This is a genomic window from Wolbachia endosymbiont of Rhagoletis cingulata (assembly GCF_048537655.1).
GTDB classification, from domain to species: Bacteria; Pseudomonadota; Alphaproteobacteria; order Rickettsiales; family Anaplasmataceae; genus Wolbachia; species Wolbachia pipientis.
Genome location: NZ_CP175927.1, coordinates 1346406 through 1361505, shown reverse-complemented (window position 1 = coordinate 1361505; position 15100 = coordinate 1346406). Strand labels below are relative to the sequence as shown.

The 15100-nt window shown below is 36.2% G+C and carries 12 protein-coding genes and 1 tRNA gene; 5 read left to right on the top strand and 8 right to left on the bottom strand.

Annotated elements, in window-relative coordinates; translation table 11 throughout:
• Window positions 1–2: 2 nt before the first annotated feature.
• Together mnmG and ACJZL3_RS06225 are read right to left on the bottom strand one after the other, a co-directional pair.
• The gene (mnmG, locus tag ACJZL3_RS06230) at window positions 3–1937 is read right to left on the bottom strand and encodes a tRNA uridine-5-carboxymethylaminomethyl(34) synthesis enzyme MnmG (protein WP_010962983.1); all 1935 of its coding nucleotides are present in this window, start codon (window positions 1935–1937) and stop codon (window positions 3–5) included.
• Window positions 1938–2124: 187 nt separating this feature from the next.
• Window positions 2125–2200: transfer RNA gene (locus tag ACJZL3_RS06225), tRNA-His, on the bottom strand.
• A 150-nt stretch (window positions 2201–2350) separates the two neighbouring features.
• Between ACJZL3_RS06225 and murJ the strand changes: the two genes are divergently transcribed.
• Together murJ and ACJZL3_RS06215 are read left to right on the top strand one after the other, a co-directional pair.
• Entirely contained in the window at window positions 2351–3838 is a 1488-nt protein-coding gene (murJ, locus tag ACJZL3_RS06220) for a murein biosynthesis integral membrane protein MurJ (protein WP_419198742.1), read from the top strand.
• Window positions 3839–3841: 3 nt separating this feature from the next.
• Window positions 3842–6391, top strand: a complete 2550-nt coding sequence (locus ACJZL3_RS06215; protein WP_419198741.1) for an AsmA-like C-terminal region-containing protein — start codon at window positions 3842–3844, stop codon at window positions 6389–6391.
• Window positions 6392–6445: 54 nt separating this feature from the next.
• Here the strand turns inward: ACJZL3_RS06215 and ACJZL3_RS06210 are convergent, their stop codons facing one another.
• From ACJZL3_RS06210 to ACJZL3_RS06200, 3 genes are all read right to left on the bottom strand, one after another.
• Window positions 6446–7639 (bottom strand): phage portal protein, encoded by a 1194-nt coding sequence (locus ACJZL3_RS06210; RefSeq protein ID WP_419198740.1) that lies wholly within the window; start codon window positions 7637–7639, stop codon window positions 6446–6448.
• 235 nt (window positions 7640–7874) lie between these two features.
• Window positions 7875–8048 carry a type II toxin-antitoxin system RelE family toxin gene (locus tag ACJZL3_RS06205; protein ID WP_231115917.1) on the bottom strand — a complete coding sequence of 58 codons (174 nt, stop codon included), beginning with the start codon at window positions 8046–8048 and terminating at the stop codon, window positions 7875–7877.
• Between the two features lie 65 nt (window positions 8049–8113).
• Window positions 8114–8347, bottom strand: a complete 234-nt coding sequence (locus ACJZL3_RS06200; RefSeq protein ID WP_010081986.1) for a DUF6290 family protein — start codon at window positions 8345–8347, stop codon at window positions 8114–8116.
• Between the two features lie 251 nt (window positions 8348–8598).
• On the opposite strand from ACJZL3_RS06200, the gene lipB reads away from it, so the two are divergent.
• Both lipB and ACJZL3_RS06190 read left to right on the top strand, forming a co-directional pair.
• Complete coding sequence (gene lipB, locus ACJZL3_RS06195) at window positions 8599–9216, top strand: lipoyl(octanoyl) transferase LipB (protein WP_010081985.1); 618 nt, start codon at window positions 8599–8601, stop codon at window positions 9214–9216.
• On the top strand, window positions 9216–10193 hold the full coding sequence (locus ACJZL3_RS06190; protein WP_010081984.1) for an LD-carboxypeptidase: 978 nt from the start codon (window positions 9216–9218) through the stop codon (window positions 10191–10193). Before lipB ends, ACJZL3_RS06190 begins: the two co-directional genes overlap by 1 nt.
• A 353-nt stretch (window positions 10194–10546) precedes the next feature.
• Here ACJZL3_RS06190 and terL read toward each other — a convergent pair whose 3' ends face one another.
• The 3 genes from terL to pstA all read right to left on the bottom strand — a co-directional run bounded on the left by terL (window position 10547) and on the right by pstA (window position 14868).
• Window positions 10547–12010, bottom strand: a complete 1464-nt coding sequence (gene terL / locus ACJZL3_RS06185; RefSeq protein WP_010962987.1) for a phage terminase large subunit — start codon at window positions 12008–12010, stop codon at window positions 10547–10549.
• 803 nt (window positions 12011–12813) lie between these two features.
• A complete protein-coding gene (locus ACJZL3_RS06180) occupies window positions 12814–13611 on the bottom strand; it encodes a phosphoribosylformylglycinamidine synthase subunit PurQ (RefSeq protein WP_006279487.1) in 798 nt (265 codons plus the stop codon).
• A gap of 6 nt (window positions 13612–13617) precedes the next feature.
• Window positions 13618–14868, bottom strand: coding sequence for a phosphate ABC transporter permease PstA (pstA, locus tag ACJZL3_RS06175; RefSeq protein ID WP_419198739.1), 1251 nt, complete (start codon window positions 14866–14868; stop codon window positions 13618–13620).
• Between the two features lie 48 nt (window positions 14869–14916).
• Between pstA and ACJZL3_RS06170 the strand changes: the two genes are divergently transcribed.
• Entirely contained in the window at window positions 14917–15099 is a 183-nt protein-coding gene (locus ACJZL3_RS06170) for a hypothetical protein (protein ID WP_010962989.1), read from the top strand.
• The last annotated feature ends 1 nt before the right edge of the window (window position 15100 follow it).

Sequence of the window (15100 nt, the reverse complement as noted above, 5' to 3'; positions counted from 1 at the left end):
CCTCACGCAAAACTAGCAGCTACTTTCGTTTTCCTGTTTCTCAAATACACTAATATGCTCACTATCGCTGCGGGAGTGATGCCTTGTATTTGCTTTGCAATGCCAATCGTCGCTGGTTTTATTGTTTGTAGCTTTTCTATTACCTCACTTGACAAGCCTTTAACTTGTGAATAGTTGAAGTTGATTGGAATTTGAGTGTTAATTTCCTCTCGTAAAAACTTCATATCTGCTTCTTGTCTTATTAGGTAGGGTTTATATTTTGCTTCAATTTCAACCGCTTCGCATATTTCATTCTTAGCTCTATTATCCGCTTTGGTGTGTCCCATTTTGCCATTCCAGCGCGTGACGCTGCTTAACTCCGGCCATATTTCTTGTAATTTATTCCAGTCGATGTTTGGATAGCTAAGTAAATCTAGTGCCGTTTTTCTTATCCCATCATAAGATATTTTGATACCATAAGACCTAAGCTGCTCAGGAGTAATCGTCAGACTCCCTAACTTCTCTTCAAGCTGCTTAATGGATTCAAGTTTATTCTGTAAAACAGAGTATCTCTCATGCGAAACAAGGGAAATATCATAACCTTTTTGTGTTAATCTTCTATCTGCATTGTCTGACCTGATAGCTAGCCTATATTCTGCACGCGAGGTAAATAATCTATAAGGTTCGATCACCCCTTTGATGACTAGATCATCTATCATTACGCCGATATATGAGTCTGTGCGATGAAGAACAAAGCTTTCTTTTTTTTCAGATGCAGAAAGTGCTGCATTGATCCCGGCAATAATTCCTTGCCCTGCTGCTTCTTCATATCCAGTGGTGCCATTAATTTGGCCAGCAAAATATAGGCCTTTAATTTTCTTAGTTTCAAGAGTATGAAACAGCTCTCGTGGGTCAATATAGTCATACTCAACTGCATATCCAGGCCTTAGTATTTCTGCGTTTTCAAGTCCTTTGATACTCTTTATCATTTCACGCTGCACTTCAATAGGCAATGAATTTGAAATTCCGTTCGGGTATACAGTATCATCATCCAGGCCTTCTGGCTCTAGAAATATTTGATGACTACTTTTTTCTGCAAATTTATTAACTTTAACTTCAATTGATGGGCAGTATCTTGGTGCTATAATATCATCCAAATACGAAGAAGCTGACCTGTGCAGATTCTCTCTAATTATTTTATGCGTGTTTTCATTAGTATGGGTAATAAAGCATGATACCTGAGGTTGGTTAATTTTTTCTGTGAGATAAGAAAACGGCACAGGTGGATTATCACCCACTTGTTCTTGCAATATTGACCAGTTTATAGTGCCACGATCAAGCCTCGGTGGAGTTCCAGTACGCAATCTACCTAATTTAAAATTATATTTCTTCAACGTATTTGCAAGTTCTACTGCAGGCTTATCTCCCATTCTCCCTGAAGGAGTTACCTGCTCTCCTATATGAATCACACCCCGCAGAAAAGTCCCTGTAGTTAGAACGACTTTACTTGTCAGTATATGCTCCCCTGAGCTTGTTATTACAGCTTTAATGCACAATTCTCCATTGTTATTACTCTCTATAAGAAAATCGTCAACCGACTCTTCTTTTACCGTCAAATTATTATAATTTAGAATAATTTCCTGTATTGCTTGCTTGTATAATTTTCGGTCTGCCTGTGCACGCGGGCCCCATACTGCTGCACCTCTGCTGCTATTTAAAATGACTGAGTGTATACTTGCTTGATCGATTGCTCTTCCCATTATTCCATCAAGAGCGTCAACTTCCCTGACTACAACGCCCTTTGCAACTCCTCCGATTGCTGGATTGCAGGACATTTCCCCTATAGTTGAAATTTTATGAGTTATAAGCAGCGTGTTTGCACCAAGGCGAGCTGCAGCAGCAGCAGCTTCGCACCCTGCATGACCACCACCTACTACTACTACATCATATTTATGCATGCCTTCTTGAGTAATTCTTACTCTACTAATATTCTAACTATTAGCGGTTAATGTCAAATTTTACAGTAATTAACTATTTCAATCATCAGTGGCCAATGTATAGCTAACTCACGTCATACCGTCACGGTATCTCTAGATCCCGCTAACAAGCAGCGGGATGACGGTTTTTCAAATTATCGGGTTTTAGTGGGGCGAGCGACCAGGATCGAACTGGCGACATTCAGTACCACAAACTGACGCTCTACCAACTGAGCTACGCCCGCCAAGATATAAAATTTCTAACATAAGAGCGCAAATAGTCAATTGATTATTTAACTCTCCTTTTGCAGAGGGTTTTAAGTTTAGCCAATAAATATTTTCATTGATACTTTTACCATTATAGTTAATTGTATTGACACTAATGAAGTAGTGGTATGTTTAAAAGTATTTTCACATTTAGTTTTTTTACGGCTATTTCAAGGATCTCAGGGTTAATAAGAGATGTATTGATTGCTACGGTTATTGGTGCGAACTCTCTTGCAGACATATTTTTTTCTTCGTTTCGTTTTGCCAATCTATTTCGAGCATTTTTTGCAGAAGGAGCGTTCACTACCTCATTCATACCATTATATTCGACAGAATCATATGATAATAAAAAGGCATTTAATTTTGCAAGTAGTGTAATATCCATTACGTTTATTATCTTAGTAATTTTTTGCCTTATCATGCAAACTTTCTCCCCTTATATGATTCAAATTTTTGCTCCTGGATTTGACCAAAGTAAGTTTACCCTTACTGTTACTTTATCAAGAATTATGATGCCCTACATAATCTTTGTTTCAATTGCATCACTTATTGGTGGAATGCTGCAAGTAAAGCAGCATTTTGCTTCAACAGCTATTGCACCAATCGTTTTGAATCTCTGTTTAATCATCAGTTTGTTTGTGCCTTACGTAAAAACTCCAGCGCACAACCTTTCTATAGCTGTCCTTATAGGAGGAATTTTCCAGCTACTTTTGATACTATTTAGTGCATACAAGTTAAAGGCAGCTTTTTCTTTTAGCCTTGAATTAATCAATGAAGTAAGGTTATTTTTTAAGCGTGTGATACCTGCAATTATCAACAATTGTGTAACTCAAATAAGCTTATGGATTGATACAATCATGGCGAGTTTTATACCAAATGCGGTGTCCTATATATATTATGCCGATAGACTAAATCAACTACCGCAGGGAATAATCGGTACTGCAATTGGTACAGTGCTTCTTCCTTTAATTTCAAAACAGGTGGATAATACTGAAAATATAGTCAAAATACAGAACAAGGCTCTCAACATAGGATTAATGTTAATTATGCCAACAACTGCTGCCTTTATCATTATTCCCGACATAATTTTACTTACGCTTTTTTCTTACGGCCGGTTTGATCATTATGCAGTGCAGCAAACTGTTCCCACTTTAATAGCATTTTCTCTTTCTTTACCTGCATTTATTATAAATAAAGTATTGCTACCTACATTTTTTGCTAAAGGCAATCTGAAAATACCAACCATATTTTCGCTAATGTGTCTTGGAATTAATGTAGTGCTAAACCTTTTGTTAATGAACGAGTATCAGCATACGGGGATTGCTATTGCTACTTCCGTTTCCACTTGGATAAACTCTATTCTATTAATTAGTTATTTAACAATAAATAAAATGTATAAGGTTAGCCAAGCGTTATTGTTAAATGTCATGAAAATTTTTGTAGCAACGGCAGTCATGTCAATAGCCCTTTATATTTTTAATTCTTTGTTGGCAGGATTATTTTTTGATAAAATGTTGGCTCGTATTGTTTATTTAACGACTTTAATAGCTTTGAGTGTTATTGTTTATTTTGGTATTCTCTATTTAATATTTAAGGGAAACTTTAAGCATGTGTAAATTATGAGACTTTCTTTATATGCTATATTATCAATCTCACTGCTATTAATTCTCATGCATGTTGCTGCAACTTTTAAGGATTGGAGTGGCTACAGGAAATATATCATAAAAGAGTTAGAGAAGACGTATGATGCTAAAGTGCATATTGGGGGAAAAATTAAAGTTTCGTTGATTACCCCAAAGCTCACTATTTATAATGTATACGTACAATACAACGAAAATAAAGAGCAAAAGTTGTCAGATTTAATTAGTGTAAGAAAAATTGAAATAAGGCCATCATTCCTATCGTTGTTTTTATTTTCGTTGCAACCAAAGTCAATCACATTGTTTGGCATGAAAAGCAACAAAGAAAATTTACTTAATATTATAAATACAAACGCCAGTGGTAACACAGTCGATATAGTAATAAAAGACAGCCAAGTAAGTTTCAAGAATGATTTCGCTGATATTGTTAACATAAAGGAAGTTGCTGTAAAAAAAAATAAGCAGTTTTTTTTTTTTGGTAAAGTAAAGGTAGGTGATAATAATTACGATTTTTCAGGAAAGGTTAATATCACAAAAAGGAATGTACACATTAGTGTTGAATCAAATTTTGTAAATTTGCTATTTACAGGTAATAGAAATCAAGAAGAACTCCAGGGTAATTTAACATTAACAATTAATAACAGTTCCGGTTCTGTGAGTGATTTAGCAAAAATCATTAATCTTAGCTTTCTCTCTTGTGTTATTCCTAGCGAAAATATCAAGATATCATCCAATATAAGTCTTAATGAAAGTGAGTTTACGGCAACTGACTTAAAAATTGATTCCAAAAGCATGCAAGCCAGCGGTACAATACAAAATGATAGAAAAGGCAATCACACTAATTTCAATATTAGCTTCAGTAAAGTTGATTTAGATTCCATACAAAATGATTCACAAAGAACAATGAATATGAAGGATCTTCTGGAATGTTTTAGAGCAGTTGTGCCAAAGAACTTGAGCTTAAATTTTAATATGGAAGCTTCTAACATTCAATATCAAAACAAAATATTGGACAATTTCCGTGCTGTACTAAAATCCACTGATGGCAAAGTAAAAGTTAATACGCTTCTTAAATTTCCTGGAATCAATAATATATCTTACTTATCAGGAGAGATCTCAAACAATAATGTCCTATCTGAATTCAACGGTGATTTATTAGTCGAAGGAAATGATTTTGAGTCATTCATTTCATGTTTTTTCCCTTCTATAAAGATGAAAGAAAACCAGAAAAATCAATTTACACTAAGTTCTAAACTGCACCTTGCACCAAGAATATTATCTATCTCAGACATTAGACTGCTAAATAATAAGGAATCCTTGCAAGGATCAATTAGAGTAAGCCACACAAAAAAACGCAGTGTGATCGATGGTGAATTTAGCATGCATAATCTTGATGCAGATAAATATGATCATTCATTATTTAGCAGTTTACCTAAAATGCAATGGCTGAAAAATTTTCAGTATGATACAAATATAAAGGCCCGTGTTAATAACCTTACATTGAATGATACGAAAATTAAAAATTTGGATTTTTTGCTGAAAATGGAAAAAGGTAAGCTAGTTGCAGATAAAATAAAACTATCTGGAGAAGATTTCGATATTACCGGTAATGCAAAAATATTAGCAGATCAAAAATACGCCAAACCTTTATTAGATGTTAACCTTACGGGCAGTAAATTTAATGGAAAAATTATTACATTACCAAATTTAGTAGAGACGAAAAGAAATTCAAGAAATGAGATAGATCAAATTCAATGGTCAACAAAGCAGCTTGATTTTTTGGATGATAAAGAAGGCTTTGATGCAAATGTGCAAATCAATACTGCAGAATTTAAAACCGAGCAGAATGTTTTAAAAGATTTTAATTTGGATGCGGTAATGAGAAACAACACTATCACTATCAGGCAGGCAAGTTACGTATTAGAACGCGGGCAAGTGTTTTTTCAGGGTTATTTAAGATCAGACTCAATAAATACAAGATTTTCTATTGTAAATTTGGACACTAAAAAGATTGGTAAGGTTATAGGAATTGACAATGTAAATGGTCAGGTAAGCTTAAATGGTGAAATCAAAACTCAAGGAAAAAGTTTTCATGATTGGGCTAGTAACTTATCAGGAGATGTAAACTTACAAGCGCAAGGAATAGAAGTTACTAATGTAGATTTCAATTCATTTATCACTAATTTGTTAAGCAGTAAGAATAAATCTGAAATTTCCACACTTGCTTATGTTGATATATATAATGGCAAGACATTTTTTGAAAATATTAGCGGAAAAGCAAGTATTAAGAGTGGTATATGTTCAACTAGTTTACAGTTCGGGATTGATCAAGCATCAGGATCGATCTCTTCTAATTTAACCTTATCTAACTTCGCTTTAGCTTCTATATTCAGGTTCTTTTTCATACCACCAAATTATAGTAATCCAATCTATATCGATATGCATTTGGATGGCCCTATTTGGCGTCCTAAGATGAGTTTTGATGTAGACCAAATCTTCATCGCTCTGGTTGGCAAGAAAAATAGTTAATTTACTTAGGTGTACGGTTTAGGGGACAATAAACTCATCTGAACGGATACAAACTTAACCTAACTCATCACCACCTGGCAGTGGTGGCAAGCCAAATGCTTCTCTCTTTTCGTTGAGCGTCATGAAGCTTGCGTTTTCTACGTATTTCCACAACTTTTGTCTTTTTTCCATGAGAATTTCTATTGCATCTTTGTCATACGACAAGCACAGATCTTCACCAAATCTTGGTGTCAGCCAAGAATTCAGGTGACAGATAATATTTTCTAGCGTTGGTAAAACCGTCTGCTCCCAGAGGGATAAGCGTGCTTCGACTAAATTGCTATAAGTGTTATCACCCGGTATGCCAAGCAATTGCGGTGGAACGCCAAAAGCTAGCGCAATATCACGAGCTGAGCTGTGTTTGGACTCAATAAAATCCATATCCCTTGGCGATAAGCTCATTTCTTTCCACTCCAAGCCTCCTTCAAGCAATATCGGTCTTCCAGCGTTTATAGAACCTGAATAATGATCATTTATCTGCGCTTTTAAGCGTTGGTACTGCTCTTGACTTAAACTTCCACCACTTCCATCTTTTGCTGATTTTACAACTATTGCACCACTTGGTCTTGCCCCATTTTGCAACATCGCTTGATTCCAAGCACCCGCCTGATTATGTTGATCTATGCTATATGCAGCTGCCTCAATTGGTGATAACCCATACCAATCATTCAAAGGATTAAAGGTCTTTAAGTGCAACACTGCTGAACATCCAGTTAGTTTATCAACTTTAAAGTCATAACTGTTGTTATTTATGGTATAACGATAGATATAAGGAACGTTATTTCTCCCTGGAACAATTTCAACCCTATCGGGGCGCAGAAGATAAAGCTCTGTTGGTGGTTTTCTACTATTCTGTGACTCAACCATCAATATATAAGAATTGCCGTTAACTAACCGATAAGTTACAATCCCCTCAATAAATTCCGATTTTGATGTCATTGGATTAGGAGAATAAAGTAATTTCAGTAATGGATGGGCTTTTAATTGCGATTTTCCCTGTTCAGTAAGCTGGCAGAGAGTAAAAGGTACCGAAGATGCAGCACTTGCAATCATATTAATTGCTCGAAAGGCAATAACATTTTTTATGTAACCTTCCTCAGCAAAACTTACATAATCACGCTTACTCCAACTTGGCTCCATTATTAGCTGCAAAGCAGAATATTTAGTAAATACTGCGCTTTTTTTTCTTTGAAAAATATTGAGATTCATATATGCCTCCTAAAAAATTGAATTTGTGGTAGAATTATATCAATTGGTGTCACAGGAAGGATATACTAACGTACGAACATTATGTTTGAGAGCAATCTCTACACAGTAGTTAAATGGCAGGCACAATAGGGGGTAGCAAAAAGAATGAGCTTTTTTTTTGAGCTGAGCGAAGCCACCTAAGGTAGAAAATGAATCAGGAAGGAGTAAAAATATATTTAATATTTATATGATGTACTTACTTATAAATATCTTTTCTGTGTCCTATCTCTGTGATAACCACTTCATATTTTATAATATTTACGGAATAGATAACGCGATAATCACCTACCCTTAATCTTCTTTGTCCTTTAAATCTGTAATATAATGGCTCACCAAGGTTAATGGGATCAACTGTAAGGCGCTTATTTATCGCATTTATGATCCTTAATCTTATTGTTTTTGGAAGAGCTGGAAGGTCTTTCTCAAGAACGCTTTCTATGAAGATAATATTGTATTCCAGTCTACATCCTCACTTCTAATTTTCTTTACACCTGAAACATTACGTTTAGCAGCACGCTCAATTAGTATTTTATCTTCCTCATTTTCAATTGCTTCTTGTATTAGCTTCTCTGTTAGTTCTTTAATGGACTTATTTCTTATTTTAGCCAGTCCAGCAAGACACTCTGAAATTTCGTTGTTGAAAGTTATGCTAAATTTTGAGTTTGCCATATATTTTACCTAAAATCTACTAATAATTATACAACATTTTTCTGAATTTTTCAATAAAAAAAGTTGCCTATACGTAAAGAGGACCTGTGTTGACAAATAATTAAACATTTGTCATGTACTATGTTTGTTAAGGAGAAATAGCACAGAAGTTAGTATTAAGTATATTAGGAATAAGAAAGGCTGCGCCCAGTGTCACACACTGGAATAACAGGAAAAAATGAACTGCTATACTAAAAAAAAAGAAATAGAATATGACAGAATGGCTAATATCTAATCAGCTTATTGATTATAACTGTGCTGTAAAATCCATGGAAGAGAAAATTCAACAAATTCACAATAATTCAGCAGACGAATTGGTATGGCTACTCCAGCACCCTCCACTTTATACTGCAGGAATCAGTGCAACAGCTGATGATATTGTTGAAAAACTATTTCCCATATATAAAACAGGAAGGGGTGGTAAACACACATATCATGGTCCAGGACAGCGCATTATATATTTAATGTTAAACCTTAAAAAAAGAAACAAATGCGATATAAAGCTATATATTAGAGATCTAAGTAAGTGGATCATAAATGTTTTAAAGCAATTTAATATACTTGGAGAGTTTAGAGAAGATAGAATAGGCATTTGGGTAAACCATAACGGAGTAGAAAAAAAAATTGCAGCTTTTGGTATTCGCTTAAGAAAATGGGTAACTTATCATGGCATAGCGCTTAACGTCTTTCCAGACCTCTCTCACTATAAGGGTATTATTCCTTGTGGGTTGCAAGGTTATGGCGTCACGTCAATGGAAGAACTAGGAGTGAAAGTTCCACTCTCTGAATTGGATGATATACTAAAAAAAGAGTTTTATAAGATATTTTAATGATTGTTTACCTTTTATATTTCATTCTCACTTTATGTGCTAACACAGGTATTCATGCAATGGACCAAGTTGATATTATTGCTCCTTCCTCCAAGGGAAAAGAATCAGATCTGACTACTATAAAAGAATATGTAGAAGCTTTGGATTTTAATCCCCATATTTCGGAGAAAATATATAGTAATGATAACCCATTTTATTCCAACTCTGATGAATTCAGAGCAAATGATTTGGTTAGTGCACTAACCGGTGATAGTAAAATAATCTGGTGTATCAGAGGAGGAGAAGGGGCTTCTCGGTTAATTCCCTATCTAGAAAAGTTACCCAATGATAAAAAAGAAAGGATTGCTCAAAACAAAAAGATCCTCATAGGCTATAGCGATATAACTGCCTTGCACATCCATCTACAAGCTAAATATGATTGGCAAACTCTTCACGGCACCATGTTGGAAATGATAGTAAATAACTCCGTTTCTGAAAGCTCTGTTGAAAAATTGAAAGAGTTAATTCTTAACAAGCGGGATTCTATCAGATTTGATAAGCTAAAGATGATAAATAATGGCATTAGACTAAAAGATGGCAGATTAAAGTCTAAAATCATCGGTGGTAATATGACTTTAGTTGAAAACAGTATAGGAACTGTTTGGCAAATAAATGCGAAAGGTAAAATTCTATTTTTAGAGGACATAAGAGTCTACCCATACGCAATAGAGCGCAGTTTAGATCACCTAAAACAAGCTCACATCTTTGATGGAGTACATGCAGTAATCTTTGGGGATTTCGTTAACTGCTATAACGATAACCTTGTTGAAGTTGTAAAAGAAAGGTTTGCAAAAAGTGTTAACTTTCCTGTATTTACTATGAAAGGGGTAGGCCATGGACATACAAATGATCCTTTACCTTTTAACACTCACGCTATTATTAGCGTTCAAGACGAAAAAGAAGGTTTGTTTTTTATGGACGTGCAGAATGTTAGCTAATCTTATAGCTAACGCGAGCTCTACGTCATACCGCCGCAGTATCTCTTAGCCGCTAACACGTACTTAACCGTCATACCGCGATTCATTCGCGGTATCTCATCCGCTAACAAGCAGCAGTTCTACGTCATACCGCCGTGGTATCTTTTAGCATAGATCCCGCTAACACGTAGCGGGATGACGAGCTTATCGTCATGCTGCTGCGAACCGTCATACCGCCACGAACTGTCATACCACCACGAACCGTCATACCGCGATTCATTCGCGGTATCTCTAGATCCCGCTAACACGTAGCGGGATGACGGTTGTCAGGGTGTCATGCAAGTAGCTGACTACTTGGATCTGGTAGGCTTAAATCACAATGCCCGTAAAGCTGCGACCCTAGAGCTACTATCTCTCACCCACTGCAAATATTGCACGGTACTATCCACTTGATCATCGTGTCGAGTTTCAGGAAACATTAAAATCTCATACTCAAAATCGTTCAGCCATACTGCTTGGTGCGGCAGAAAAACCTTGCCAGACTCTATAATCGGAACAATTTGATAAAATCGAGTGAGTTTGTCATCATGTGGTACTATTTCGATAATTGGTAAATCACTGTTTGTCTTTAGCTCTTGCACCAATTGCTGACCACTTGTTTTTGCTTCGATTAAAATTGCGTGCGGTGTCCATCTTGCAGCTAGTGACAGAACTTGCTCTTTAAGCTTTGGATACTCAAGCTTTGCGCGATATACATCGAGTAAATAGAATTTATTGCCCACTTTTGTCCAGGTGGTGCAGACGCTAAAGTTGCTCATGCTGCTTGTTGAAACTGCAGTGTCCCAGCTCTGAGTGACATATGAGAGACTATCAGAAAAATTTCTATAGCGCTTCAGCCACTCTCGTTTAATTATACCACTTGAAAGTGGCAGAGGGTTTTGTTGATATTGTGCAGCAAAAGCGTAACTTCCAAGTTCAACCTTTATCATCTCAACTTCTTCTTTTCCTCCATCGAGGGGATATAGCAACTGACCTTCTTCTCTTGAGTATAATATTACGGGTGGTGTCATTCTAGCACTTGATGCTGTAATCCAGCTTTTGTACTCATTTGTAGTTACTCGGGTGACAGGAACAAGAAAAGGAGGCGCTGGCTTTTTGATTGAATAGATAATCTCCTTATTTTCAGATATCATCGGTAAACAAGTATGGTTCCATATGTTTTTCGGTTTGGAGAGAAGGTGCCCGGTTAAATCTTCTTGATGTAGCCTATGCATCACAAGAACAATTACTCCTTTTTTTCTATTGTTGAGCCTGGCTACTAAAGTCTGGTCAAACCAATTTGTAGCACGCTTTCTAAACGTTTCACTCAAAGCTTGGGCGGGACTCAGTGGATCATCCACGATGATGAAATCACCACCTTCACCTGTTAACGTCCCTCCAACTGACGTTGCGATTCTGTATCCTCTCTGCACTGTTTGAAATTTGTATTTGGTATTCTGATCTTTGGATAGTTCTACCTCTGGAAACAGCTCTCTATACCAACTAGACTGCATTATGCATCTTGTATCGAGCGAGTGCTTTTCGCTAAGCAGCCGAGAGTAGCTTGCAACTATTATTCTTGCAGTTGGCTGATTTCCCAGTATCCATGCGGGCCACGCAACACTAGCGCACAGGGACTTCATTGAACGCGGAGGCATATTGAATATTATTCGCCTCATTTTGCCAACATTTGCCGCTTCAAGTCTGTCTGCTATGACTTTTATATACTGATAATCATTATACTCACACCCCGGCACTACCGTTTGAAAACACAGTTCAATGAATTTTAGAAAGTTCATGATATAATGTTGAAACCAACGCGTGACGCTGGGATGACAAAAAAAGGAGCACTGAAGGCTATAGGTGAGACGTTGCGGTATCTCTAGATCCCGCTAACAAGCAGCGGGATGACGAATTACTTAACCATCATCTACACCGTCATACCGCGATTCATTCGCGGTATCTCAGCCGCTAACAAGTAGCGGAATGACGAATTACTTAACCATCATTACACCGTCATACCGCGATTCATTCGCGGTATCTCAAAGCATAGATCCCGCTAACAAGTAGCGGGATGACGGTTGTCGTTTAGCTATAAATATTAAGAAATTTACCAAATAAAAAAAAGGCAAAAGAAGCCCCGTGGTTGGCTAATTACTTACATTATACTTTCAAGTATGGCGTTTTTTTATTCTAAACGCTTAATAACCGCGATTTAGCTGCTTTTTAATGCAACTAACCTTTAGTCATAAATGTTTAAGAAATTTACTAAACAGAAAAAAAGGCAAAAGAAACCCTAGGGTAGCTAATTATTCACTATCCATTTTTTAAGTTGGCGTTTTTTGATATTTTAAATGCTTTATAAGCGCATTTCAGCTTATATTAGGTAAAAACCTAGAAATTTTATAAAGACATAAGATGCACATAGTGCAAAAAATTAAACATGGGACGCCAGATACGTGAGTTTTTTTGTCATTTAATCTGTACAGAGAAGATAAATAAATAGCTTCAGTTTCATGATAAGGGGACTGGCAAGGCTTGTCAAGCAAGTTTTTTGCAATATCAGGGGATAATTTCGACCATAAATCCCTATCAATAAATTTTAACAAAAATACTTTAGTGCATTTTCAAATATAAGCATTCCATCGCCATATTTTGGCACAGCAACACCTAAACGCTTGCTCTTTTCTTTTTCAAGGGGCCAATTATCTTGCTGGGTAAAAAATATTCCCCTTTCTGGATGGGGCATTAAAGCTAGCACTCTTCCACTTTTATCTGATAAAGCTGCTAGGTCGTATGTAGATCCATTCGGATTGTAAGGAAATTGTAGGTTAGCATAGTTGCCATTTTTATCAATGTAACGTAATGCGGTGGAATTGCTCTCAATCAATTGGTTCAAAATATCTTGATCCATAAAAAATTTGCCTTCCCCATGAGCAATAGGGAGATATAGTTCACTCAGACCCCGTAGCCAAACAGAATTACTCTTTGAATTAACTCTCACTCTAATCCAACGGCATTGATAATTGCCTATATCATTATGGATTAAAGCTAGACTAGAGAATTCTGGAATTAATTTTACTAATATCTGACAACCATTACATATTCCTATAATCAGCTTGTCCTGAGATAAAAACTCTTGAAACTCATCCAACAAGTTGTTTTTAATACGTAAAGCAAACGCATTACCAGCACCAGTGTCATCACCATAGGAAAAACCCCCTGGAATTGCAAGTATATTGCTTAATTTCAGTTCACCTGGATTATCTATGATATCGTTAATGTGAACGATTTTTACTTCAATATTACCAATACCAAGTTTTCTGCTGCATTCCATAAATGCAAATGCAGTTTCTTTTTCGCAATTTAAGCCATAACCAGATAGGACTGTGATTTTCATGAATTGCTAAAAATTAAAAAATTCGAATTTCCTTTTTACAAAATTTGCTACTAAATTTAACGCAAATAACACCAATAATAAAGCTATAATTGCGATAGCAGCAAGTTCAACAAATGCAATTTCAGGATTGCTTGACCATATGTATATTTGCACAGGTAGAACAGTCGCCGGATCGAAAAAGGACGTAGGTGTATCAGCAATAAATGCCACCATACCCATCATAAGTAAAGGAGAAGATTCACCTAAAATCCTTGCAATTGCAAGCACAGTACCATGTATTATTCTTGGTAACGCAATCGGTAAAGAGTGATCTAATATCACCTTGATGTGAGGTGCACCGAGCGCAAACGCTGCATCTTTTATCGTAATAGGAACATTCGCAAAGGCATTTTTTGTTGCAATTATAATATTAGGTAACATCATAAATGAAAGAGTCATTCCACCAACAAGTGGTGAAGAGCGTGGTAGCCCAAATATGCCAAGATAGAGAGTTAAGCCCACTACACCAAATATTATTGAAGGCACTGCAGCAAGATTATTTATGCTAATTTCTACAATATTAGTCATTAGCCTATTTTTAGGCATAAATTCGTAAAGACAGATGCCCGACATAATTCCTATTGGTAATGCTAATGCTAGGCACACTATAATTGTCATTAATGAACCGATAAACGCTCCTAAAATCCCTGCATTTTCAGGTTCACGAGAGTCAGATTTAAGGAATAAAGACTTATTAAAAAATTTTTTCACTCTCCTCTTTTCTTTTAGCCAATCAAGTAATTTAGCATAACGATCATTCAAATATTTATCTTTATTTATTGAATTAATTATACTTGACGCGGTAAACCAGATCTCATATTCACCACTATCTTTTACTTTCTTACGAAAAAATTTCTCTAGTTCTTTGTAAGAATTACGACTTAAAATTTCGTCACCGTCTTTAAAATCAGTTCCTCCAAACACCTTACGTAAAGAATCGTTGAGTAAGCCAATGGACTTATACCGCAAATCACTAGGATTACTCGCCAAAGCAAGATCAGCATTTATTTCAACTGGCAATAAAATTTTCGTTACTGTTAAGGCACTGTAAGAGTTAACCAATATACTGAGCAATATACACACAGGACAGCCAAGTGAGATAACTAGTGCCGTGAAAGAACAAAAGCGTAGCGCTCTGTTCTTTTTATTTTTCCTTTTTATACAAGCATGTACACGCCTTGACTGAAGTAATTTAAGGAATTTTTTCTTTATACTCATTTACTTTTCTTTACACGAGGATTTGAAAAAACTTTCCCCTTTTTTGTCATGCAAGTAGCTGACACTGGGATCCAGCAGGCTTTGCCTGCAAATAATTTTTACATTTTCCATGAAAGCACAAACCAAAAGGAGAATAATGAATGCTGGATCCCAGTGTCGGAGCACTGGGATGACACCACAGCGGGAGGCAAACACAATGTTCGTACAGTTGTGTGTCACGCACTGGGATGAC